Raw genomic sequence first — 22,519 nt, forward strand, 5'->3', positions numbered from 1 at the left:
TGCGTGAATATGGATATGCAGACTGTGCAGTTGGGGCCCTCGGACGTCACCCCCGAGGACGTGCTCGCCGTCGCCCGCCACGGCGCCCGCATCGAGCTGACCGGCGCCGCGGTGGACGCCATGGCCGCGGCCCGCGGCCACATCGACGAGCTGGCCGCCAAGCCCGACCCGGTGTACGGGGTCTCCACCGGCTTCGGCGCCCTCGCGGTGCGCCACATCTCGCCCGAGCTCCGCGCCCGGCTGCAGCGCAACATCGTGCGCTCGCACGCGGCGGGCATGGGCCCGCGGGTGGAGCGCGAGGTGGTGCGCGCGCTGATGTTCCTGCGCCTGAAGACGGTCGCCTCCGGGCACACCGGCGTACGGCCCGAGGTGGCCCAGGCCATGGCGGACCTGCTCAACGCGGGCATCACGCCGGTGGTGCACGAGTACGGCTCGCTGGGCTGCTCCGGCGACCTGGCGCCGCTCTCGCACTGCGCGCTGGCGCTGATGGGCGAGGGCGACGTGGAGGGCCCCGACGGCACGGTGCGTCCGGCCGCCGAACTCCTCGCCGAGCACGGCCTTGAGCCGGTCGAGCTGCGCGAGAAGGAGGGCCTTGCGCTGCTCAACGGCACCGACGGGATGCTCGGCATGCTGCTGATGGCCTGCGCCGACCTGGCCCGCCTCTACACCTCGGCCGACATCGCGGCGGCCCTTTCCCTCGAGGCCCTGCTCGGTACGGACAAGGTGCTCGCCGAGGAGCTGCACAGCATCAGGCCGCACCCGGGGCAGGCCGCCTCGGCGGCCAACATGCGGGCCGTGCTGGCCGGTTCGGGCCTGACCGGGCACCACCAGGACGACGCGCCGCGGGTGCAGGACGCGTACTCGGTACGGTGCGCGCCGCAGGTCGCCGGTGCCGGGCGGGACACCCTGGAGCACGCGCGCACCGTCGCCGGGCGTGAGCTCGCGGCCTCGGTGGACAACCCCGTGGTGCTGCCCGACGGGCGGGTGGAGTCGAACGGCAACTTCCACGGTGCGCCGGTGGGTTACGTGCTGGACTTCCTCGCGATCGCGGCCGCCGATCTGGCCTCGGTCGCCGAGCGGCGTACGGACCGGCTGCTGGACAAGAACCGCTCGCACGGGCTGCCGCCCTTCCTGGCGCAGGACGCGGGCGTGGACTCGGGGCTGATGATCGCCCAGTACACGCAGGCCGCGCTGGTCAGCGAGCTCAAGCGGCTGGCGGCTCCGGCCTCGGCGGACTCCATTCCGTCCTCCGCGATGCAGGAGGACCACGTGTCGATGGGGTGGTCGGCTGCGCGGAAGCTGCGTACGGCTGTCGCGAACCTCAACCGGGTCGTGGCTGTCGAGCTGTACGCGGCCACGCGGGCGTTGGAGCTGCGCGAGCGGTCCGGCCTTCGGCCGGGGGCGGCCGCGCGTTCGGTGATCGCCGCGCTGCGCGAGGCGGGCGTGGAGGGGCCGGGTGACGACCGCTTCCTCTCCCCGGACCTGGAGGCGACCGACGCGTTCGTCCGCAGCGGCGCACTCCTCCGCGCAACGGAGTCAACGACGGGTCCGCTGGCCTGACGGCCGGCCCCAGCCGGGCGTGTGCGCCACTTCGTGCGCTGCGCGCCCGGCTGAGCCCCGCACAAGGTTGTGGACCGCGGTCCCGCCTGGGCACCCTCCCCCCCCACGAGGTTGTGGGCAGTCGTTCCGCAGGGGCGGAACGGGTGGGCACAACCGGACCGCAGCCCCCGCACCCACGCAACCACGCACCCAACGGGGCCCGGGGCGCAGCCCCGTGAGCGCCCGCGCCGAGCGCGGGACTTGGGTGCGGGGTGGGGACGGCCTCGCGGCTGGCGGTCCCGGTGTGCCCGCCCGTCCCGCCCCGACGGGACGAACGCCCACACCTCAGTGGGGGACGCGAGAGCCCACGCCTAAGTGGGATGGCAGGGCGTTACTCGCCCGGCCACTGCGGCTTGCGCTTTTCGTTGAAAGCCGCCACCCCCTCCGCACGGTCGCCCGAGAAGGCGACCGCGCGCCATGCCGCGTCCTCTATCTCCAGGCCCGCGTGGAGCTCCATCCCCCACCCCTTGCGCAGCGCGCGCTTGGCGGCCCGCAGCCCCACCGGGGAGTTCGCGGCGATGCGCGAGGCCAGCCCCAGCGCCTCGGCGCGGTCCGAGCCCTCCTCCACGAGCTGGTCCACCAGCCCGAGCGAGGCCGCCTCGGCCGCCTCCACCCGCCGCGCCGTGAACACCAGCTCAGCGGCCCGAGCAGCGCCCACCCTGCGCGGCAGCAACTGCGTACCGCCGCCCCCGGGGATCACACCCACCGACACCTCGGGCAGTCCGACCACCGCGGTCGGGTCGGCGACGATCACGTCGCAGGAGAGGGCGAGTTCGAAGCCGCCGCCCAGCGCATAGCCGTGCACCGCCGCGATCGTCGGCACGGGGAGGTCCAGCACGCCCCCGTACGCGGCCCTGGAGTACGGCCGCTGGCGGCTCAGCTCCTGGTCGGTGAAGGAGTTGCGCTCCTTGAGGTCGGCGCCGACGCAGAAGGCGCGCGGGTGCGTCGAGGTGAGGACCACGGCGCGCACCCGGGAGTCGGCGGCCAGCGCCGCGCACGCCTCGCCGATGCAGTAGGCGAGCTCGGTGGAGACCGCGTTCATCGCCTTGGGCCGGTCCAGGACCAGCTCGGCGACGTGCGTCTCCGGGTCGTACGCGACCCGCACCCACTCCCCGTACTCGCCCTGCGCCCCACCGGTGCCGGTGCCGGTTCCGTTGCCGGTGCCGGTCTCAGCCATGCGGACCTCCTCGTCGCTCGCTCCACCGCCGGACGGCGGTGCCTCGGCGACGATTCAACATCAGCGGCGGTTCAGCATCCACGGCTCCACGACGCCCAGGCCCCGCACCGGGCGCTGATACAGCGGCTGGAGCGCGAAGCGGTAGTCGGAGAGGTCCTCGGTCTCCTTCTCGGACTCCGGCGCGTCACCGGCCGCGACCAGCTCGGAGCGGCAGGCGCCGTCGATCAGCACGGTGTCCTTCGGCGCTATCGAGGTGAGCCGCGAGGCGAGATTCACGGTGTTGCCGAACACGTCGCCCATGCGCGTCGTCATCGTCCCGAAGGCGATGCCCACGCGCAGCTCGGGCATGGTCTCGTCGTGCGCGAGGGTCTCGATCAGGCGCAGCCCGATCTCGCCCGCGGTGCCCGCGTCCTCGGCGACGTACAGCACCTCGTCGCCCAGCGCCTTGATCAGCCGGCCGCCGTTGGCCGCGACCAGGTCGGCGGCCGTGGTCTCGAACGCCTCGACCAGCTCGCCGAGTTCGTCGTCCTCCAGCCTGCGGGTCAGCCGCGTGAAGCCGACCAGGTCGGCGAAGCCGATGGCCTGCCGCCGGTCGGCGGTGTCCTCGTCGTCGGACGCCTGGACGACCCGGCCCGTCGCGGCGGCGAGCTGTCTGCGCCACACGTAGACCAGGAACTCCTCCAGCTCCGGAAGCAGGAGCTGCACCAGCGGGTACGTGACCTCGTTGCGGGTCATGCCCGGCTCGGGCGGCTCGGTGAGCCCCATCAGGAAGGAGTCGATCTGCCAGTCGGCGAGCCGCGCGGTGGTCTGCCCCGTGGAGCGCGCCACCTGCACCGCCATCGTCTCGCTGAGCAGCCCCGCCTCGACAAGGCCCGAGAGGCGCCGCAGCGCGAGCACGTCGGCCTCGGTCAGCGCCCGCGCCTGGCCGACGTCGGCGAAGCCCATGGCGCGCCAGAAGCGGGAGGCCAGCTCCATGGAGACGCCGGCGGCGCGGGCCGCCTGGAACGGGGTGTACTGCCGCTCGGACCCGAGGATCAGCTCCTCGATGTGCAGGGCGCTCGGGTCGGGCTCCTCGTCCTCGCCCGTGTGCCCGCCCTTCTCGAACGGGCCCCGCATCACCGGTTCCCGCGCGGGCCCCGCCGCACGTCCCGAGCCGTCCGCCTCGTCCGCCGGCTCGGGGTGCTGGGCCTCGCCCGAGCGCTCAGCGCGCCGCTCCAGGCCCTCGTCACCGCCGTGCTGGTCCTCGTCGTACGCGCCGTCGCCATGCGAGCCGTCGTCGTACGAGCCATCGGCATACGAGCCGTCGCCGCGCGAACCCTCGCCGTACGGACCGTCGTACGCGCCGTCGCCGTGCGAACCGTCGCCGTACGCCTCGTCCCCGTACTGGTCGCCGTACTCACCGTCGTAGGAGCCGTCGCCGTACTCGTCGTCGTACGTGCCGTCGTACCGGCCCGGGCCGCGCCCGTCCTCGTCGACGCCCTCGTGCGCGGCGTCCTCCGGTGCGGCATCGCCCGACGCGGCGTCAGATCCTGTCGTCCGTGCGGAAGTGCCCGATTCGTCCACGGTCACTGCCCGCCCCTCGCCAGGTCCTGTCGTCCCCTGCGCACTGCCCTTCCGTTCTCTTGCGAGTCGTCCCGGTGGGCGCACCGCGTACACCGCGTCACGCCCGCCGGGTGCCAACAATACGGCCTCTGTGCGCTAGCTCACTCTTCCCCCGCGCCCCCGGCCTGTGACCCGGCGTCCGGGGAGGCGCGCAGATGCACGATGTCGGCGGCCGACACCGGCCTCTGCACCCCCTCTGCCGTCGCGAGCACCAGGCGCCCGTCGCCGTCCACCGCGACGGCCTCGCCCACCAGCTCGTCGCCGCCGGGAAGTTCGGCCCGCACGGTGCGCCCGAGGGTGGCGCAGCCCGCCGCGTACGCCTCCAGCAGCCGGCAGGAGACGGGGTCGCCGTCGGCCGCGCTCCAGCGTCCGTACCAGTCCTCAAGCGAGCGCAGCACCGCGCGCAGCAGCGGATCGCGGTCGGTGCCCCGGGCGGCGGCGAGGGCGAGGGAGCCTGCGGTGGGCACGGGGAGCTCGTCCTCGCGCAGCGTGACGTTGATGCCGAAGCCGACGACCACGCCGTCCTCCACCCGCTCGGCGAGGATGCCGCCGAGCTTGCGCTCCTCGCCGTTCACGTCGATGAGCAGGTCGTTGGGCCATTTGAGCTTGGTGTCCACGCCCGCGGCGCGGGCCAGCGCGGTGGCCGCCGCGACCCCGGTGAGCAGCGGCAGCCAGCCCCAGCGCTCCTGCGGCACGTCGGGGCGCAGCAGTACGGAGACGAAGAGCCCGGAGCGGGGCGGGGCCGACCAGCCGCGGTCCAGGCGTCCGCGGCCCGCTGTCTGCTCCTCGGCGATCAGGACGGCGCCCTCGGGGAGCTTCTCCTCGCGGGCGCGGGCCGCGAGGTCGGTGTTGGTCGAGCCGGTGCGCTCCACCACGTCCAGCGAGGTCCACAGGCGCTCGCCGCCCTCGTCCGCGCCGCTCTCGTCCGGCGCGTCCGCTCCGTGCGCGCGCACCAGGGCGCGGCGCAGCGCGGTGGCGTCGAGCGGGGGCCTCTCCAGGTCGGACCAGCGATTCGGGGTCATGCGCCCAACCCTACGGAGAACATCCCGCCGTGCCCCCTCACGGGTGCTCGCGCGTACTCATCCGGTGCCTGTCGGTGCGGCGTTGGTCACCTTGGCCTCCCCGGGAAGGGGATCGCGCCGATAACCTACGAACCGGTAGCCCTCAGGCCGCGGAAACGCCCGTGACCTGAGTGACCAGCCGCCGGCCGACCAGCCAGCCCGCTGATGAGTAGGAGCCGCACGCCGATGTCCGAGCCGAACTCCGAGCCGATGTCCGACGCGCAGCGACCGGATACCGCCCCCGGGAATCATGCGAGCCACACGACCGCGGGCAAGATCGCGGACCTTGAGCGCCGCACGGCCGAGGCGACCCACGCGGGCTCGGAGCGCGCCGTGGAGAAGCAGCACGCCAAGGGCAAGCTCACCGCGCGGGAGCGGATCGAGCTCCTGCTGGACGAGGGGTCGTTCACCGAGCTGGACGAGTTCGCGCGGCACCGCTCGGTGAACTTCGGCATGGAGCAGAACCGCCCGTACGGCGACGGCGTGGTGACCGGCTACGGCACCGTCGACGGCCGCCCGGTCTGCGTCTTCTCGCAGGACTTCACCGTCTTCGGCGGAGCGCTGGGCGAGGTGCTCGGCGAGAAGATCGTCAAGGTCATGGACTTCGCGCTGAAGACCGGCTGTCCGGTCATCGGCATCAACGACTCCGGCGGCGCGCGCATCCAGGAGGGCGTGACCGCGCTCGGCATGTACGGCGAGATCTTCCGCCGCAACGTGCACGCGTCCGGGGTGATCCCGCAGATCAGCCTCGTCGTGGGCCCCTGCGCGGGCGGCGCCGTCTACTCCCCCGCGATCACCGACTTCACGGTGATGGTGGACAAGACCTCGCACATGTTCATCACCGGGCCCGACGTCATCAAGACGGTCACCGGTGAGGACGTGGGCTTCGAGGAGCTGGGCGGCGCGCGTACGCACAACACGACGTCCGGTGTCGCGCACCAGATGGCGGGCGACGAGAAGGACGCCATCGAGTACGTGAAGGCGCTCCTGTCCTACCTGCCCTCCAACAACCTCTCCGACCCGCCGGTCTTCGAGGAGGAGGCCGACCTGGAGACCTCGGACGAGGACCGCGAGCTGGACACCCTGGTCCCGGACTCCGCGAACCAGCCCTACGACGTGCGCACCGCGATCGAGGGCGTGCTGGACGACGGGGAGTTCCTGGAGACCCAGCCGATGTTCGCGCCGAACATCGTCACCGGCTTCGGCCGCGTCGAGGGCCACTCGGTGGGCGTGGTCGCCAACCAGCCGATGCAGTTCGCCGGGTGCCTGAACATCGACGCGAGCGAGAAGGCCGCGCGCTTCGTGCGGACCTGCGACGCGTACAACATCCCGGTGATCACCTTCGTGGACGTGCCGGGCTTCCTGCCGGGCACGGACCAGGAGTACGACGGCATCATCCGCCGCGGCGCCAAGCTGATCTACGCCTACGCCGAGGCCACGGTCCCGCTGATCACCGTGATCACCCGCAAGGCCTTCGGCGGCGCGTACGACGTCATGGGCTCCAAGCACCTCGGCGCCGACCTCAACTTCGCCTGGCCCACCGCGCAGATCGCGGTCATGGGCGCGCAGGGCGCGGTGAACATCCTCCACCGCAAGACCCTCGCGGCCGAGGAGGACGAGGCCAAGCGCGAGGAGCTGCGCGCCGAGCTGACCCAGGAGTACGAGGACACGCTGCTCAACCCGTATACGGCGGCCGAGCGCGGGTATGTGGACGCCGTCATCATGCCGTCCGAGACCCGCCGTCACATCACCCGCGGCCTGCGCACGCTGCGCTCCAAGCGCGAGCAGCTCCCGCCGCGCAAGCACGGCAACATCCCGCTGTAAGGGAGGAGTCCACGATGTCGCTGCTCGAGAGCCCGGCGGGCGAACACCCGCCGTTCCCGCCGGTGAAGGTCGTACGGGGCAACCCCACGCCCGAGGAGCTGGCCGCCGCACTGGCGGTGGTCCGCGCGCGGGCCGCCGCGGCCCTGTCCGCGGGGCCCGCAGGCACGCCCCGCACGGAGTGGTCCGACCCGGCCCGCACGGTCCCGCGCCGGATTCCGGCGCCCGGGCCGAGGGCCTGGCGCACGGCGTATTGGCCGGTCTAGCCGGCCGCCCGGCAGAAACCTCTTCCCGCCGCAGCGGGACGTGAGTCGAGCGTTACGTCCCGGCGGTCACAGCGCGGCTTGCGCTGCGACCGCCGGCGGCCGCCTCCGTGGCCCGGCGGCTACGGCGGGTGCCGGCTCTGCGCCCTGACCCTGCCGTTCGTACGGGCGCTCCGGTTCCAACCGGAGCGCCCGTTGTGCTGTGCGCAACGGGCGGTGCGCGCAGGTGAGTACGCGTACTCAGGCGCCGGGGCACCCTCGCGGCGGAGGATCGGAGGATGCTCTGGTCCGACCCCCGCAACGAGCCGCCGGAGGAGCTGCGTGCCGCGCAGGCGAAGCTGCGGCGCCTGGCCTGGCTGCTGCCCGTCGCGGCCGTCCTCGGTCTGCTGCTCACCGCCGTCGGGCGCTGAGCCGCCCCGCGGCCGCGGTCCCGCGCCGTGCCCCTGTCGCCCGCCGCTGCGCCGGTCGGCCGCGCCCTTGCCGCACCCCGGTGCTCCCCCGGTGATCCCTACGATGGGCGCATGACGTCTTCGCTTCCCGCACCGCCCGAGTCCGCCCCCGCCCGGCGCCTGGTCCTCGGCTCCGCCTCGCCCGCGCGCCTCGGCCTGCTCAAGCAGGCGGGGCTGGCCCCCGAGGTGCTGGTCAGCGGCGTCGACGAGGAGGCCATCACGGCGCCCACGCCGGGCGAGCTCGCGCGCGTGCTGGCCGAGGCCAAGGCCGAAGCGGTGGCCGCGCGCGACGAGGCGGCCGGCGCCCTGGTCATCGGCTGCGACTCGGTGCTGGAGCTGGACGGCAGGGCGCTCGGCAAGCCCGCCGACGCCGAGGAGGCCACGGCCCGCTGGAAGGACATGCGCGGCCGTGCGGGCGTGCTCCAGACCGGGCACTGCGTGATCGACACCCTCAACGGCGCCCGCACCTCGGCCACCGCGTCCACCACGGTGCGCTTCGGCGAGCCCACGGACGCGGAGATCGCGGCGTACGTCGCCTCGGGCGAACCGCTGCACGTGGCGGGCGCGTTCACGCTGGACGGGCGCTCGGCCCCGTTCATCGACGGCATCGAGGGCGATCACGGCAATGTCGTCGGCCTCTCGCTGCCGCTGCTGCGCCGCCTCCTGGACGGGGTCGGCGTGCGGATCACCGACCTGTGGAGCTGACGGCACCCCCCGTACCTGCGGCAACGCCCCCGTACCCGCCGTAACACCGTCATCGAATCGAGATCTTCTACAAGGCCGTCGCTGGTTAGCATCGTCGCTGCACCGTGCAACATCAACACTTTGTTGCAGCGCCACCGCCTGAAAGGCACGACGAAGTGTCCCAGCTCCTCTCCGGGCGCGGCACCGCCGCGCGACGACCGCTCCGCATCGCCGTCTGGCTGCTCGTCGCCCTTCTCGGCGCGTCGGGCTGGGCGGCGCTCGCGCTCTCCCGGGGCGAGAAGATCTCCGCGGTCTGGATCGTCGCCGCCGCGGTCGGCTCGTACCTGATCGCCCAACGCTTCTACGCCCGCTTCATCGCCCGCAGGGTGCTGAAGGTCGACGACACCCGGGCCACGCCCGCCGAGCGGCACAACGACGGGGTGGACTTCCACCCGACCGACAAGCGCGTGCTGTTCGGGCACCACTTCGCCGCCATCGCGGGCGCGGGACCGCTGGTCGGGCCCGTACTCGCCGCGCAGATGGGATATCTGCCCGGCACCATCTGGATCGTCGTGGGCGTGATCCTGGCGGGCGCGGTGCAGGACATGGTCGTGCTGTTCTTCTCGATGCGGCGGAACGGCACCTCGCTGGGGCAGATGGCGCGCGACGAGATCGGCAGGATCGGCGGCATCGCGGCGATGATCGCGGTCTTCGCGATCATGATCATCATCCTCGCGGTGCTCGCGCTGATCGTGGTGCAGTCGCTCGCCGAGTCCGCGTGGGGCACCTTCTCGATCGCGATGACCATCCCGATCGCCCTCTTCATGGGCGCCTACCTGCGCTGGCTGCGCCCAGGACGGATCACCGAGATCTCGCTGATCGGCGTCGCCCTGCTGCTGCTCTCCATCGTGGGCGGCCGCTGGATCGCCGAGTCCCCCGTCGGCCACTTCTTCGTGCTGTCGCCGAAGACGCTGGTGGTCTGCCTGGTGGTGTACGGGTTCGTGGCCTCGGTCCTCCCGGTGTGGATGCTGCTCGCGCCGCGCGACTACCTGTCCACCTTCATGAAGGTCGGCACGATCGTGCTGCTCGCCGTCGGCGTGCTGCTGGCCAACCCCGACCTCCAGGCGGCGCCCGTCACGCACTTCGCGGAGACCGGCACGGGGCCGGTGTTCGCGGGCGCGCTCTTCCCGTTCGCGTTCATCACGATCGCGTGCGGCGCGCTCTCCGGCTTCCACGCGCTGATCTCCTCGGGCACCACCCCGAAGATGATCGAGAAGGAGAGCCAGGTCCCGCTGATCGGGTACGGCTCGATGCTGATGGAGTCCTTCGTCGCCGTCATGGCGCTGGTCGCCGCGTGCGTGATCGACCCGGGCCTGTACTACGCGATGAACGCGCCGGCCGGTGTGCTCGGCGACAGCCTCCAGTCCGCCTCGCAGGCCGTGCAGGGCTTCGGCTTCCACATCTCACCGGACCAACTCCAGTCGATGGCGCACTCGGTGGGCGAGGAGAGCCTGGTCGCGCGCACCGGCGGGGCGCCGACGCTGGCCGTGGGCATGGCCGTGATCCTGGCGAAGGCGTTCGGCAGCGAGGGCATGATGTCCTTCTGGTACCACTTCGCCATCATGTTCGAGGCGCTGTTCATCCTCACCGCCGTCGACGCGGCGACCCGGGTGGGCCGCTTCATGCTCCAGGACACCCTCGGCAACGCGATCCCCCGCTTCCGCGACAAGGACTGGAAGCCCGGCGTGTGGATCTGCTCCGCCGTGGTCGTGCTGGCCTGGGGCTACTTCCTGTGGGTCGGCGTCACCGACCCGCTGGGCGGCATCAACCAGCTCTTCCCGCTCTTCGGCACCGCGAACCAACTCCTCGCCGCCATCGCGCTCACCCTCTGCACCACGCTGCTGATCAAGTCCGGGCGGCTCAAGTGGGCCTGGGTGACCGGGGTTCCGCTGGTGTGGACGCTCGCGGTGACCATGACCGCGAGCTGGCAGAAGATCTTCTCCGGCGACCCGAAGGTGGGCTTCTTCGCGCAGCGTTCGCAGTTCAGCGACGCGCTGGCGGACGGCAAGGTCCTGCCGCCCGCCAAGAACGCCGCCGACATGGCCACGGTCGTCCACAACTCCACGGTCACCGGCACACTCTCCGCCGTCTTCGCCGCCCTCACCCTTGTGGTCGTGGCCGCCTGTGCGGTGGTCTGTGTGAAGGCGCTGCGGAACGGAGGGTCCCTGCCGATGTCCGAGGACGCGTACGTACGGTCCGGGCTGACGCCCGGGGAGGAGCGTGAACCGGTGGGCGCGGGGAGCCCGTCATGACCGCGCCTCCCGCTGAGCTGCGCGGCCTGCGCCGCGTGTGGTGGTACGTGAAGGAGCTCAACGGCGAGCACGCGTACGACCGTTACGCGGAGCGGGCGCGGGCGGCGGGAGAGCCGGTCGTCTCCCGCGCGGAGTTCGAGCGGGCGCGGGTGGACCGCCGGGACCTCGACCCCCGCGAGGGCGGCCACTGCTGCTGAGGCTCCGCCGCAGGGGCGTGTCCCGGCCCCGCTGAGACCGCCGATACACCGCGCTGTGCGCACTTTCCGCTGCGGCGGGGTTGGGAAGGTGGGCGCTTTCCGCCGCCCCCTTCCGCTCCGGCTCCAGCGCTCCGCGCCTCCGCCGGAGCTGCGGAACGCCCACAGGACCCCCTGCAAGGCTGTGGGCAGTCTGCGACGCCACCCCCGCCACAGGCTGTGGGCAGTCTGCGGCCAGGGGCCGCAGGGTGGGCACGGCCGCACCGCACCCGCGCAGGGAACGCCACCCCGCACGGAACGCGCGCGCACGCCGCGAGAGTTCAGCCCTTACGACGCCGAGGGCTGCGGGTCGGCGGGGGTCTCCGCCTTGGCGGCGGGCTCGTCCGCGTACCCGATCAGCGCCCACACGACGAGGGCGAGCGAGACGATCATGAAGACGAACGCGCCCACCCCGGACAGGCTCAACGACGCCGCGGCCAGCACCCCCTGCACCACGGCGCAACTGATCAGCAGGATCCGGGCCAGCCCGCGCGCCCCCGCGTTCCGCACCGCGACCCGCACCAACAGCAGCGCGCAGAGCAGCAGATAGGCACCGAAGAGCACGCCGGCGACCCACGCGCCCACGCTCATCACCTTGGGATCGGCCCCGGCCATGGACATGCTCTGGTCGTCGACCATCAGGCCGAGCAGCAGGTTGAGGAACACCACCCCGACCGCCTCGACGATCAGAACCACCGCCGCGGCCACGGCCGCCGGCCGTCTCAGCGCCACCCCACCCACCTGCTTCCGCTTCGATCCCGCCCGCTGGCGCGGGCGTTACTGCGAGTACGTCGTGTCGTGCGGGGCACGCTACTCACGGGTATGAGGACCGGCAAGAGATTCCACAAGGCCCGCACCAATGCCGGCCCGCGACGCCCGCCGACCGCCCGCGAACCCCGCACCGACCCCCCGCCGGCCCTGTGCCGACCGAACGGCCGGAGGCAAAGTTTCGCGCCGTCATTCGTAGGGATTCCACAAAGGAGTGAAGCCCCGCCGCACCCCGCGCCACAGAGATCTTGCCCACACCGGGGGCGCACCGAGCGGACAACAGGACCCGGCGTACCGTGGAATGACAGGGATTCCGGGGGCAGTGCGCCCGGCACGTCACAGTGCGTGTGGGCAAGCTCACCCCCCAGGGCGGCTCGGCGCGCGGTGTCGCCAGTACCTAAACTCACGTTGTTTCAAGGAGGGAGTCATCGTGCGCAAGGTGCTCATCGCCAACCGCGGCGAGATCGCGGTCCGCGTCGCCCGGGCATGCCGGGACGCGGGGATCGCAAGCGTCGCCGTCTATGCCGAGCCGGACAGGGACGCGTTGCACGTACGCGTCGCCGACGAGGCATACGCGCTGGGCGGTGACACCCCCGCCGCCAGCTATCTCGACATGGAGAAGGTCCTGAAGGCCGCAGCCGACGCGGGCGCCGACGCGGTGCACCCGGGCTACGGATTCCTCTCCGAGAACGCCGAGTTCGCGCAGGCCGTCATCGACGCGGGCCTGAACTGGATCGGCCCGCCCCCGCAGGCCATCCGCGACCTGGGCGACAAGGTGGCGGCCCGGCACATCGCCGAGCGCGCGGGCGCCCCGCTGGTGGCGGGCACCAAGGACCCGGTCTCCGGCTCCGACGAGGTGGTGGCCTTCGCGCAGAAGCACGGGCTGCCGATCGCGATCAAGGCCGCCTTCGGCGGCGGCGGCCGCGGCCTGAAGGTCGCCCGCGACATCGACGAGGTCGCCGACCTGTACGACTCCGCGGTGCGCGAGGCGGTCGCCGCCTTCGGCCGCGGCGAGTGCTTCGTCGAGCGCTACCTGGACCGCCCGCGGCACGTGGAGACCCAGTGCCTGGCGGACAAGCACGGCAACGTCGTGGTGGTCTCCACCCGCGACTGCTCCCTCCAGCGCCGTCACCAGAAGCTCGTCGAGGAGGCCCCCGCGCCCTTCCTCACCGACGAGCAGAACGCCGAGCTCTACCGCGCCTCCAAGGCCATCCTCTCCGAGGCCGGCTACGTGGGCGCCGGGACCGTGGAGTTCCTGGTCGGCCAGGACGGCACGATCTCCTTCCTGGAGGTCAACACCCGCCTCCAGGTCGAGCACCCGGTGACCGAGGAGGTCACCGGCATCGACCTCGTACGCGAGATGTTCCGCATCGCCGACGGCGAGGAGCTGGGCTTCACCGACCCCGAACTGCGCGGCCACTCCTTCGAGTTCCGCATCAACGGCGAGGACCCGGGCCGCAACTTCCTGCCCGCGCCCGGCACCGTCACCACCTTCGCCGCGCCCTCGGGCCCCGGCGTGCGGCTGGACTCCGGTGTGGAGTCCGGCGCGGTCATCGGCCCCGCCTGGGACTCCCTGCTGGCCAAGCTGATCGTGACCGGCGCGACCCGGCAGCAGGCCCTCCAGCGGGCCGCCCGCGCGCTGGACGAGTTCGTGGTCGAGGGCATGGCCACCGCCATCCCCTTCCACCAGACCGTGGTGGCCGACCCCGCGTTCGCGCCCGAGGTCAACGGGCACGAGGGCCGGCCGTTCGACGTCCACACCCGGTGGATCGAGACCGAGTTCGTCAACGAGATCAAGCCCTTCGCCGGCGCCCCCGTGGACGCCGAGGAGGACGAGAGCGGCCGCGAGACCGTGGTCGTCGAGGTCGGCGGCAAGCGCCTGGAGGTCTCGCTGCCCTCCTCGCTCGGCGTGAGCGCGGCCCCGGCCGGCGGCGGCAACGGCGGCACGAAGAAGCCCAAGCGCAAGGCGGCCAAGAAGTCCGCCTCCGCCGCCTCGGGCGACGACCTGGCCTCTCCGATGCAGGGCACCATCGTCAAGGTCGCCGTCGAGGAGGGCCAGCACGTCGAGGAGGGCGAGCTGGTCGTGGTCCTGGAGGCGATGAAGATGGAGCAGCCGCTGAACGCGCACCGTTCCGGCACGATCAAGGACCTCAACGCCTCGATCGGCGGCTCCCTCTCCGCCGGCACCGTGATCTGCCAGATCAAGGACTGACACGCGGCGCCCCGCCGGGCGCCCTCCGCGTGCCGTGCGCGCCTCGCGTACGCCGCGAAAGTGAGAGGTCCCGCACAGCCGGTTCCTGGAACCGGAGCCGCCCGTCCCGCGTCGCCGGGGCGGGCGGCTTCGCATGGGTGCCCGGGCTTGGCCCGGTATCGGCCGAAGTAACGCCGAGCTGACCCATGGGGAGACGAACAGCCGTGCCCCGGTTGCCACTTGGGGTGCACGCCCCGGCACCTAAGGTGAGTTGTGTCAGCAGCTCAGGGACGGTTTAGGGTCAGCAAGGTCCCCAGCGGCACCTTCCCCAGGGTGTACCGTGACCCACGGTATCGATAGCCGCACTATCACCTACGACGCAGGTGGGCCATGACCGAAGTGTTGACGTTCCTCAAGGAGTTCGGCCGCTCGCACCGCGACACCGGAGCGATCGCGCCCAGCGGGCCGCGGCTGGCCAGAGCCCTCACCCGCTATGTCATCCCCAGCCCCGGTCGTGGGCACGCGGTCCTCGAGGTGGGTCCGGGCACCGGCTCCGTCACCCGGCACATCACCGCGTCCCTCGGTGCGCACGACACCCTCGACCTCGTCGAGTCCAACCCGCGCTTCACCGAGCTGCTGCGCCGCGAGTACGGCCACGACCAGCGCCTGCGCCTGCTGACCGGCATGGTGCAGGACCTCCCGCTGGGCAGCTACGACACGATCGTCTGCGGCCTGCCGTTCGCCAACTTCGACCCCGCGACGACCGAGGAGATCCTCTTCCAGCTCCTCAGCACGCTGCAGCCGGGCGGCACGCTGTCCTTCTTCGCGTACGCGGGTGTGCCGCCGCTGCGCCGCGCCTTCACCGTGGGCGAGGCCCGGGACCGCACCCTGGCCACCCAGCAGGTGCTGGGCAGGACCCTGGAGCGGCACGCCTTCCGCTCCGAGACGGTGCTCGGCAACCTCCCGCCGGCCCGCGTCCACCACCTGGCCCCGGTCGTCGAGCACGACCACGCGTAGCCGCGCGGGGGCGTCGCCGCACGGGCCATCGGCAATCGGAACGCTCCGGCCGTCCGCGCATGTCGCCTAGGTGGGTGTCCCCGTGTCCTGGGACATCCGCCGCATGGCCGTGAGGGCCGCGTCGCCCAGCACCGTCGCCAGCACCGCGCCCTCCCCCGCACGGGGGGCCAACTCCCGTTCCGCCGCGGCGAGTTGCCGCACGGCGTCGGCGTACCTGTCGAGCAGGCCCAGGAGTTCGTGCCGCCCCAGATCGCGGCAGGCGGCCACGATCCGCACCAGCGCGCGCCGCCCCGGGTTGTCCGGGTCGGTGCTCCAGCCGTACCGCCGGGCCAGCTCGTCGACCTCGCACTCGGCCTCCGTACCGGAGGGGGCGTCAGGGGTCGCGTCGGGGGCTTCCGCGGCCTCCTCGGCGCCCTCGTACGCATCGGCCTCCGAGAGCAGGTCGCGGGCCGCCGCCACCGAGAGGCCGCCCACGTCGAGCAGGGCGCGGATCAACCGGAGCCTGCGGACGTGCGCCTCGCCGTACCGCACCTGGTTGGGACCGGTGCGCTCGCCCGGGGGCAGCAGGCCCTCGCGCGTGTAGTACTTGATGGTCGGCGCCGGGACATCCGTACGCCGCGCCAGCTCGCCGATCCGCATGCTCCGAGCATATCCGGGCAGTTGACGCCGCTTTTACGCGGTTTCCCGCCCGGACACCCGCGCCCTGCGACCGGAGTCGACCGTCGACTCCGGCGCACGCGACCGCTGTTGAGCGGTCGCCGGCGAGCCGCTCGTCTCCCGTGGCATCCGGCCCCGGGAGACGCGCGCGGATACGCCCCGCACCCTCACGCTCTGCGCAGCGAGGCGCTGCGCAGACCGGCCGAGGGGGTGGAGGGTGACGAGCCCGGGCCCTGCGACGGCATGTTCCGCCGCGGGACCGGGAGTTGCATGTCCCGGCGCGGCGCCGGGCCACCGTCCCCGGCGTGCCCGGGCCCCGGCTGCTGACCCGCGCCCTCCGCGCCGCCGGCCGCCGGAGTGGCGACCGCGATCTGCACGCCCTGGTCGGCGAGAGCCTGGAGCTCCGTGGCCGGTCTGTCGTCGTGCGCGGGTGGCTCGTCCGTCACCAGCCGGGTGATGACGTCCGTGGGCACCGTCTGGAACATGGTGTCGGTGCCCAGCTTGGTGTGGTCGGCCAGCACGACGACCTCGGCGGCCGCCTGCACCAGCGCTCGGTCCACGCTCGCGGAGAGCATGTTGGAGGTGGACAGGCCGCGCTCCGCGGTCAGCCCGCTGCCCGACAGGAAGGCACGGGAGACCCGCAGCCCCTGGAGGGACTGCTCGGCGCCGCTGCCGACCAGGGCGTAGTTGGAGCCGCGCAGGGTGCCTCCGGTCATGACGACCTCGACGCGGTTGGCATGCGCCAACGCCTGTGCGACCAGCAGGGAGTTGGTGACGACGGTGAGTCCGGGCACCCGCGCGAGCCGGCGGGCCAGCTCCTGGGTGGTGGTGCCCGCCCCGACCACGACGGCCTCGCCCTCCTCTACGAAGCCGGCCGCGAGGTCGGCGATGGCCGTCTTCTCGGCCGTGGACAGGTGGGATTTCTGGGGGAAGCCCGACTCCCGGGTGAAGCCGCCCGGGAGAACGGCACCGCCGTGCCGGCGGTCGAGGAGTCCTTCTGCCTCCAGCGCCCGTACGTCCCGACGGACGGTCACTTCAGAGGTCTGGACGACGCGCGCGAGCTCACGGAGCGAGACCGCTCCATTGGCCCGCACCATTTCAAGGATCAATTGACGACGTTCCGCAGCGAACACGAAACTGACAGTAACGCCAACGACCGTCTTGTTTCAGCAGTTTGCGCCGATTAACAGAAGTTGTTCGTACCCACGCACTCCACGTGGTATAGGGGCCGCGGCCCGCGGGGGCGGTTCGCACCGCCTCCCGCGTCACATCAGTCCCCTCCGGCCCTCCCGGCTCAGCTGGCCTCGCCGGACTGGCGGGTGTGGAGCTGCCGGGCGACCTCTGCGATCGAACCGGTCAGGGACGGGTACACGGTGAACGCCTTGGCGATCTGCTCGACGGTCAGATTGTTGTCGACCGCGATCGAGATGGGATGGATCAGCTCACTGGCGCGCGGGGCGACCACCACGCCGCCGACCACGATGCCCGTGCCGGGGCGGCAGAACAGCTTCACGAAGCCGTCCCTGATGCCCTGCATCTTGGCCCGCGGATTGCGCAGCAGCGGCAGCTTCACGACGCGGGCGTCGATCTTGCCGCCCTCCACGTCGGCCTGGCTGTAGCCGATGGTGGCGATCTCCGGGTCGGTGAAGACGTTCGCGGAGACCGACTTCAGGTCCAGCGGGGCCACCGCGTCGCCGAGGAAGTGGTACATCGCGATGCGGCCCTGCATGGCGGCGACCGAGGCGAGGGCGAAGACGCCGGTGCAGTCGCCCGCCGCGTACACGCCGGGGGCCGAGGTGCGCGAGACCCGGTCGGTGCGGATGTGGCCCGAGTCCTTGAGCTGGACGCCGGCCTCCTCCAGGCCGATGCCGCTGGTGTTCGGCACGGCGCCGACCGCGACCAGGCAGTGCGAGCCGGTGATCGTGCGGCCGTCCTGGAGGGTGACCTCCACGCGGTCGCCGACGCGTTTCGCTGAGGCCGCGCGGGAGCGGGCCATCACGTTCATCCCGCGGCGCCGGAAGACGTCCTCCAGCACGGCGGCCGCGTCCGCGTCCTCGCCCGGCAGCACGCGGTCGCGCGAGGAGACGAGGGTGACCTGCGAGCCGAGTGCCTGGTACGCACCGGCGAACTCGGCGCCGGTCACACCGGAGCCGACCACGATCAGCTCCTCGGGGAGCTCTTCGAGGTCGTAGAGCTGCGTCCAGTTGAGGATGCGCTCGCCGTCGGGCTGCGCGTCCGGGATCTCGCGCGGGTGGCCGCCGGTCGCGACCAGCACCGCGTCGGCGGTCAGCCGCTCCTCGCCGCCGTCCGCGTCGGTGACGATCACCTCGCGCGAACCGTCCGGGCCCTGCGTCGGGCCGATCCTGCCGCGGCCGCGCAGCACACGGCCGCCCGCGCGGGTCACCGAGGCGGTGATGTCGTGGGACTGCGCGAGCGCGAGCCGCTTCACACGGCGGTTGACCTTGCCCAGGTCGACGCCGACGACGCGGGCGGGATCGTCCGGGTCGTGGGTGCTGTCCTCGACGCGGATCCCCAACTCCTCGTACGAGGAATCGAAGTTGGTCATCACCTCGGCGGTGGCGATGAGGGTCTTGGAGGGCACGCAGTCGGTGAGGACCGACGCGCCGCCGAGACCGTCGGAGTCGACGACGGTCACCTCCGCTCCGAGCTGCGCCGCCACGAGCGCGGCCTCGTAGCCGCCGGGTCCACCACCGATGATCACGATCCGAGTCACATGCCCCATTGTCGCGCACCGGCCCCGCGGCGCAGCGCCGCCCCCCCCGCACCCGCCTCTTCTGTCCCCATGGGACACCACTCGTCCCTCGCCTACCCTCTCTTCCATGTCGCTCTACGCCGCGTACGCGGCCAACCTCGACCCGCGCCTGATGTCACGCCGGGCCCCGCACTCACCGCTGCGCGGCACGGGCTGGGTCACCGGCTGGCGGCTCACCTTCGGGGGAGAACAGATGGGGTGGGAGGGCGCGCTGGCCACGGTGGTCGAGGAGCCCGACCACCAGGTCTTCGTCGCGCTGTACGACATCGCCCTGCCCGACGAGGCGGCCATGGACCGCTGGGAGGGCGTCGACCTGGGCATCTACCGCCGTACGCGGCTGCTGGTGCACACCCTGGACGGGGCCGACGCCGCGTGGTGCTACGTCCTGAACGGCTGGGAGGGCGGCCTCCCCTCGGCCCGCTACCTGGGCGACATCGCCGACGCGGCGGAGGCAGCGGGAGCGCCCCACGATTACGTGACGGACCTGCGCAAACGCCCCTGCTAGCGCCCCCGTACGAGCTGTGGGCAATCGTTCCGCAGGGGCGAGGGGGGTACCTCCCTGCTCGGAGCGGAGCCGGAGAGCTTGGGGGAGGGTGGGCACAGCGGACGCAAGCCCCGGCACCCGCCCAGCCACGCACCCAACGGGGCCCCGGGGCGAAGCCCCGGAAGCCGGTGCCACGGAACAGAACCTACGAGCGCGGCTCTCCGCCGGAGGTGCCCCGCTCGTATGTTCCACCGGAGTTACCACGGGTTCCTCTCCCCTCTACGCGCGTAGGCGCTCAGCGGCTACCCTCGTCCCGTGAACGCTTCAGCCACCGCGCATACCGCCGAAGACCCGTACCGCTCCGCCGACGCAGCCGCAGCCCGGCTCCGCGAGCTGACCGGTGCGGAAAGCCACGACGTCGCCCTGGTCATGGGCTCGGGATGGGTCCCGGCCGCCGACGCGCTCGGCACCCCCGAGCACGAGTTCCCCGTCACCGAGCTGCCCGGCTTCCCGCCGCCCGCCGTCGCGGGCCACGCGGGCAGGATCCGGTCGTACAAGGTCGGCGACAAGCGGGCCCTGGTCTTCCTCGGGCGCACCCACTACTACGAGGGCCGCGGCGTCGCCGCCGTCGCGCACGGCGTGCGCACCGCCGTCGCCGCCGGCTGCAAGACGGTCGTGCTGACCAACGGCTGCGGCGGCCTGCGCCCCGGCATGCGCCCGGGCCAGCCCGTCCTGATCAGCGACCACATCAACATGACCGCCACCTCGCCCATCGTCGGCGCCAACTTCGTCGACCTCACCGACCTGTACTCGCCGCGCCTGCGCGCGCTGTGCCAGGAGGTCGACCCGGCGCTGGAGGAGGGCGTGTACGTACAGCTGCCCGGGCCGCACTACGAGACCCCCGCCGAGATCGGCATGGTCCGCGCCATCGGCGGCGACCTGGTCGGCATGTCCACCACCCTCGAGGCCATCGCGGCCCGCGAGGCGGGCGCCGAGGTCCTGGGCATCTCGCTGGTCACCAACCTCGCCGCCGGCATGACCGGCGAACCGCTCAACCACGAAGAGGTCCTCCAGGCGGGCAAGGACTCGGCCGCCCAGATGGGCAGCCTGCTGGCGCAGGTGCTCGGCCGGATCTGAGGGAGCACGCTGGAAGGCCCGCCGCACGGGGTAAGCCGTCCCCGTGCGTGAGGCGGGCCCGCCAGTGGCACACGACCGGTGCCGTTCGCCGGCATGCGTACCGCCCGTACCGGACGCGCGCCGTACGCACACGGGCACGGCACCACCCACCAGGAGCGGCGTGCTCAGGACGGCGCGCCCGCAGCTTGCAGAGAGGCAGGACCCACCGTGCACGAGCACCACGAGCACGCCGATGTGATCGCTCGGGCCCAGACCTGGCTGACCGAGGACCCGGACCCGGAGACCCGCGAGGAGCTGGCCAAGCTGGTCGAGGCGGGTGACCGCGAGGAACTGGCCGCGCGCTTCGCCGGGACGCTCCAGTTCGGCACCGCCGGGCTGCGCGGCGAACTGGGCGCGGGACCCATGCGGATGAACCGCGCCGTGGTGATCCGCGCCGCCGCGGGCCTCGCCTCCTACCTCAAGGGGCAGGCGCAGGGCGGCGGGCTCGTGGTGATCGGCTACGACGGGCGGTACAAGAGCGCCGAGTTCGCGCGCGACACGGCGGCGGTGATGGTGGGCGCCGGGTTCGGCGCGGCGCTGCTGCCGCGGCCGCTGCCCACGCCCGTACTGGCCTTCGCCATCCGGCACTTGGGCGCGGTCGCCGGGATCATGGTGACCGCGAGCCACAATCCGCCGCGGGACAACGGGTACAAGGTCTACCTGGGTGACGGCACCCAGATCGTGCCGCCCGCCGACGCCGACATCGCCGCGCAGATCGACGCGGTGGGCCCGCTGAGCGAGGTGCCGCGCCCCGAGTCCGGCTGGCGCGAGCTGGGCGAGGACGTCGTGGACTCCTACCTCGCGCGCACCGCGGCCGTGCTCACCGAGGGCGGGCCGCGCGATGTGAAGGTGGTGCACACCTCGCTGCACGGGGTGGGCGCGCGTACGGTGCACGACGCCTTCGTACGGGCGGGCTTCCCCGCACCCGTTCCGGTGCCCGAACAGGCCGAGCCCGACCCGGACTTCCCCACCGTCGCCTTCCCCAACCCGGAGGAGCCGGGCGCGATGGACCTGGCCTTCGCCACGGCGCGGGAGGCCCGCCCGGACGTGATCATCGCCAACGACCCGGACGCTGACCGCTGCGCGGTCGCCGTTCCTGACCCCTCGTCCGCTGACGGCTGGCGGATGCTGCGCGGCGACGAGGTCGGCGCGCTGCTCGCGACGCACCTGGTGCACAAGCGGGCGCGCGGCACCTTCGCCACGACGATCGTCTCCTCCTCGCTGCTGGAGCGGATCGCGCGCGCGGCGGATGTTCCGTACGAGGAGACCCTGACCGGCTTCAAGTGGCTGGCCAGGGTGGACGGTCTGTCCTATGCGTACGAGGAGGCGCTCGGCTACTGCGTCGATCCCGGCGGTGTACGCGACAAGGACGGCATCTCGGCCGCGCTGCTCGTCGCGGAGCTGGCCGCCCAGCTCAAGCTCGCCGACCGGACGTTGTCCGAGATGCTGGACGATCTCGCGGTCGAGTACGGGCTGCACGCCACGGACCAGCTCTCGGTGCGGGTCGAGGACCTGTCGCGAATCGGAGCCGCGATGGAGCGGCTGCGGGCCGCGCCGCCGCGCGAGCTGGCCGGGCTGCCGGTGTCCTCGGTCGAGGACCTCGCCGAGGCGTCCTCCGGGCTCCCGCCCACCGACGGCCTCCGCTACCACCTGTCCGGCGCGGGCGGCGAGGTCGCCTCGGCCCGCATCGTGGTCCGCCCGAGCGGCACGGAACCGAAGCTCAAGTGCTACTTGGAGACGGTGGTCCCGGTCGCGGGCCCGTCCGCCCTGCCGGGCGCGCGCGAGCGCGCGTCGGTGACGCTGGATGCGCTGAAGCGGGAGCTGGGGGAGGCAGCGGGGGTGTAGGCCCGCGCCGGGGTTGCCGCCCGCCGCTCTGTACGGGGTTGCGGGCGGCGCCCGGGCGCTTCCCTCCCACGAGGTTGTGGGCAGTCGTTCCGCTGGGGCGAGGGGGTACCTCCCTGCTCGGAGCGAAGCCGGAGAGCTTGGGGGAGGGTGGGCACAACCGGACTTGCGCCCCCGGCCTCCCGCAACCACGCACCCAACGGGGTCCGGGGCGCAGCCCCGTGAACGCCCGCGGCGAGCGCGGGACTTGGGTGCGTGGGGACGAGGGCCTCGCGGCTGGCGGTTCCGGTGTGCCCGCCCGTTCCGCCCCGAGCGGAACGCACGCCCACACCTCAGTGCGGGACGCGAGAGCCCACACCTCAGAGCGGGGAGGTCCGGCGGCGCGCAGCGCTCACGCATCGGTGCGGGGC

Annotated in this window: 19 protein-coding genes; 12 read left to right on the forward strand and 7 right to left on the reverse strand. The window is 72.8% G+C overall.

From position 1 onward, the window contains the following. Positions 1 to 9: 9 nt before the first annotated feature. A complete protein-coding gene (hutH, locus tag ABEE00_RS23930) occupies positions 10 to 1,560 on the forward strand; it encodes a histidine ammonia-lyase (RefSeq protein WP_345747689.1) in 1,551 nt (516 codons plus the stop codon). A 370-nt stretch (positions 1,561 to 1,930) separates the two neighbouring features. On the opposite strand, the gene ABEE00_RS23935 is transcribed toward hutH, so the two are convergent. The 3 genes from ABEE00_RS23935 to ABEE00_RS23945 all read right to left on the reverse strand — a co-directional run bounded on the left by ABEE00_RS23935 (position 1,931) and on the right by ABEE00_RS23945 (position 5,400). Beyond that, positions 1,931 to 2,776, reverse strand: a complete 846-nt coding sequence (locus tag ABEE00_RS23935; protein WP_345747690.1) for an enoyl-CoA hydratase/isomerase family protein — start codon at positions 2,774 to 2,776, stop codon at positions 1,931 to 1,933. Between the two features lie 60 nt (positions 2,777 to 2,836). After that, positions 2,837 to 3,994, reverse strand: coding sequence for an adenylate/guanylate cyclase domain-containing protein (locus ABEE00_RS23940; RefSeq protein ID WP_345747729.1), 1,158 nt, complete (start codon positions 3,992 to 3,994; stop codon positions 2,837 to 2,839). Between the two features lie 485 nt (positions 3,995 to 4,479). Continuing rightward, entirely contained in the window at positions 4,480 to 5,400 is a 921-nt protein-coding gene (locus ABEE00_RS23945) for a biotin--[acetyl-CoA-carboxylase] ligase (protein WP_345747691.1), read from the reverse strand. A gap of 249 nt (positions 5,401 to 5,649) precedes the next feature. Between ABEE00_RS23945 and ABEE00_RS23950 the strand changes: the two genes are divergently transcribed. The 6 genes from ABEE00_RS23950 to ABEE00_RS23975 all read left to right on the forward strand — a co-directional run bounded on the left by ABEE00_RS23950 (position 5,650) and on the right by ABEE00_RS23975 (position 11,165). After that, the gene (locus ABEE00_RS23950; protein ID WP_345747730.1) at positions 5,650 to 7,263 is read left to right on the forward strand and encodes an acyl-CoA carboxylase subunit beta; all 1,614 of its coding nucleotides are present in this window, start codon (positions 5,650 to 5,652) and stop codon (positions 7,261 to 7,263) included. Positions 7,264 to 7,277: 14 nt separating this feature from the next. Further along, positions 7,278 to 7,526, forward strand: a complete 249-nt coding sequence (locus ABEE00_RS23955; protein WP_345747692.1) for an acyl-CoA carboxylase epsilon subunit — start codon at positions 7,278 to 7,280, stop codon at positions 7,524 to 7,526. Between the two features lie 275 nt (positions 7,527 to 7,801). Continuing rightward, positions 7,802 to 7,933: a morphogenic membrane protein MmpB gene (mmpB, locus tag ABEE00_RS23960; RefSeq protein ID WP_345747693.1), complete on the forward strand. Its 132-nt coding sequence runs from the start codon at positions 7,802 to 7,804 to the stop codon at positions 7,931 to 7,933. 111 nt (positions 7,934 to 8,044) lie between these two features. Then, the gene (locus tag ABEE00_RS23965) at positions 8,045 to 8,677 is read left to right on the forward strand and encodes a nucleoside triphosphate pyrophosphatase (protein WP_345747694.1); all 633 of its coding nucleotides are present in this window, start codon (positions 8,045 to 8,047) and stop codon (positions 8,675 to 8,677) included. 155 nt (positions 8,678 to 8,832) lie between these two features. After that, positions 8,833 to 10,968, forward strand: coding sequence for a carbon starvation CstA family protein (locus tag ABEE00_RS23970; protein WP_345747695.1), 2,136 nt, complete (start codon positions 8,833 to 8,835; stop codon positions 10,966 to 10,968). Then, positions 10,965 to 11,165: a YbdD/YjiX family protein gene (locus tag ABEE00_RS23975; RefSeq protein WP_345747696.1), complete on the forward strand. Its 201-nt coding sequence runs from the start codon at positions 10,965 to 10,967 to the stop codon at positions 11,163 to 11,165. Before ABEE00_RS23970 ends, ABEE00_RS23975 begins: the two co-directional genes overlap by 4 nt. A gap of 324 nt (positions 11,166 to 11,489) precedes the next feature. On the opposite strand, the gene ABEE00_RS23980 is transcribed toward ABEE00_RS23975, so the two are convergent. Further along, positions 11,490 to 11,933, reverse strand: coding sequence for a hypothetical protein (locus ABEE00_RS23980; RefSeq protein ID WP_345747697.1), 444 nt, complete (start codon positions 11,931 to 11,933; stop codon positions 11,490 to 11,492). Between the two features lie 466 nt (positions 11,934 to 12,399). On the opposite strand from ABEE00_RS23980, the gene ABEE00_RS23985 reads away from it, so the two are divergent. Next, complete coding sequence (locus ABEE00_RS23985) at positions 12,400 to 14,181, forward strand: acetyl/propionyl/methylcrotonyl-CoA carboxylase subunit alpha (RefSeq protein WP_345747698.1); 1,782 nt, start codon at positions 12,400 to 12,402, stop codon at positions 14,179 to 14,181. Positions 14,182 to 14,550: 369 nt separating this feature from the next. After that, complete coding sequence (locus ABEE00_RS23990) at positions 14,551 to 15,177, forward strand: class I SAM-dependent methyltransferase (protein WP_345747699.1); 627 nt, start codon at positions 14,551 to 14,553, stop codon at positions 15,175 to 15,177. A gap of 66 nt (positions 15,178 to 15,243) precedes the next feature. Here the strand turns inward: ABEE00_RS23990 and ABEE00_RS23995 are convergent, their stop codons facing one another. The 3 genes from ABEE00_RS23995 to ABEE00_RS24005 all read right to left on the reverse strand — a co-directional run bounded on the left by ABEE00_RS23995 (position 15,244) and on the right by ABEE00_RS24005 (position 18,577). Further along, positions 15,244 to 15,816 carry a MerR family transcriptional regulator gene (locus ABEE00_RS23995; protein WP_345747700.1) on the reverse strand — a complete coding sequence of 191 codons (573 nt, stop codon included), beginning with the start codon at positions 15,814 to 15,816 and terminating at the stop codon, positions 15,244 to 15,246. 185 nt (positions 15,817 to 16,001) lie between these two features. After that, complete coding sequence (locus ABEE00_RS24000) at positions 16,002 to 16,931, reverse strand: DeoR/GlpR family DNA-binding transcription regulator (RefSeq protein ID WP_451918659.1); 930 nt, start codon at positions 16,929 to 16,931, stop codon at positions 16,002 to 16,004. A 197-nt stretch (positions 16,932 to 17,128) separates the two neighbouring features. Further along, positions 17,129 to 18,577, reverse strand: a complete 1,449-nt coding sequence (locus ABEE00_RS24005) for an NAD(P)H-quinone dehydrogenase (RefSeq protein ID WP_345747702.1) — start codon at positions 18,575 to 18,577, stop codon at positions 17,129 to 17,131. 97 nt (positions 18,578 to 18,674) lie between these two features. Here ABEE00_RS24005 and ABEE00_RS24010 point away from each other — a divergent pair, with 97 nt between their 5' ends. The 3 genes from ABEE00_RS24010 to ABEE00_RS24020 all read left to right on the forward strand — a co-directional run bounded on the left by ABEE00_RS24010 (position 18,675) and on the right by ABEE00_RS24020 (position 22,112). Next, positions 18,675 to 19,112, forward strand: coding sequence for a gamma-glutamylcyclotransferase (locus ABEE00_RS24010; protein ID WP_345747703.1), 438 nt, complete (start codon positions 18,675 to 18,677; stop codon positions 19,110 to 19,112). A gap of 294 nt (positions 19,113 to 19,406) precedes the next feature. Continuing rightward, positions 19,407 to 20,228, forward strand: a complete 822-nt coding sequence (locus ABEE00_RS24015; protein ID WP_345747704.1) for a purine-nucleoside phosphorylase — start codon at positions 19,407 to 19,409, stop codon at positions 20,226 to 20,228. A gap of 93 nt (positions 20,229 to 20,321) precedes the next feature. Continuing rightward, positions 20,322 to 22,112, forward strand: coding sequence for a phospho-sugar mutase (locus ABEE00_RS24020; RefSeq protein ID WP_345747705.1), 1,791 nt, complete (start codon positions 20,322 to 20,324; stop codon positions 22,110 to 22,112). The last annotated feature ends 407 nt before the right edge of the window (positions 22,113 to 22,519 follow it).

The organism is Streptomyces odontomachicola, from assembly GCF_039605595.1.
GTDB lineage: Bacteria > Actinomycetota > Actinomycetes > Streptomycetales > Streptomycetaceae > Streptomyces.

Coding starts and splice junctions, on each gene's coding strand:
- hutH (WP_345747689.1), top strand. CDS start 10: ATGGATATGCAGACTGTGCAGTTGGGGCCCTCGGACGTCACCCCCGAG.
- ABEE00_RS23935 (WP_345747690.1), bottom strand. CDS start 2,776: ATGGCTGAGACCGGCACCGGCAACGGAACCGGCACCGGCACCGGTGGG.
- ABEE00_RS23945 (WP_345747691.1), bottom strand. CDS start 5,400: ATGACCCCGAATCGCTGGTCCGACCTGGAGAGGCCCCCGCTCGACGCC.
- ABEE00_RS23950 (WP_345747730.1), top strand. CDS start 5,650: ATGTCCGACGCGCAGCGACCGGATACCGCCCCCGGGAATCATGCGAGC.
- ABEE00_RS23955 (WP_345747692.1), top strand. CDS start 7,278: ATGTCGCTGCTCGAGAGCCCGGCGGGCGAACACCCGCCGTTCCCGCCG.
- mmpB (WP_345747693.1), top strand. CDS start 7,802: ATGCTCTGGTCCGACCCCCGCAACGAGCCGCCGGAGGAGCTGCGTGCC.
- ABEE00_RS23965 (WP_345747694.1), top strand. CDS start 8,045: ATGACGTCTTCGCTTCCCGCACCGCCCGAGTCCGCCCCCGCCCGGCGC.
- ABEE00_RS23975 (WP_345747696.1), top strand. CDS start 10,965: ATGACCGCGCCTCCCGCTGAGCTGCGCGGCCTGCGCCGCGTGTGGTGG.
- ABEE00_RS23990 (WP_345747699.1), top strand. CDS start 14,551: ATGACCGAAGTGTTGACGTTCCTCAAGGAGTTCGGCCGCTCGCACCGC.
- ABEE00_RS23995 (WP_345747700.1), bottom strand. CDS start 15,816: ATGCGGATCGGCGAGCTGGCGCGGCGTACGGATGTCCCGGCGCCGACC.
- ABEE00_RS24000 (WP_451918659.1), bottom strand. CDS start 16,931: ATGGTGCGGGCCAATGGAGCGGTCTCGCTCCGTGAGCTCGCGCGCGTC.
- ABEE00_RS24005 (WP_345747702.1), bottom strand. CDS start 18,577: ATGGGGCATGTGACTCGGATCGTGATCATCGGTGGTGGACCCGGCGGC.
- ABEE00_RS24010 (WP_345747703.1), top strand. CDS start 18,675: ATGTCGCTCTACGCCGCGTACGCGGCCAACCTCGACCCGCGCCTGATG.
- ABEE00_RS24020 (WP_345747705.1), top strand. CDS start 20,322: ATGCGTACCGCCCGTACCGGACGCGCGCCGTACGCACACGGGCACGGC.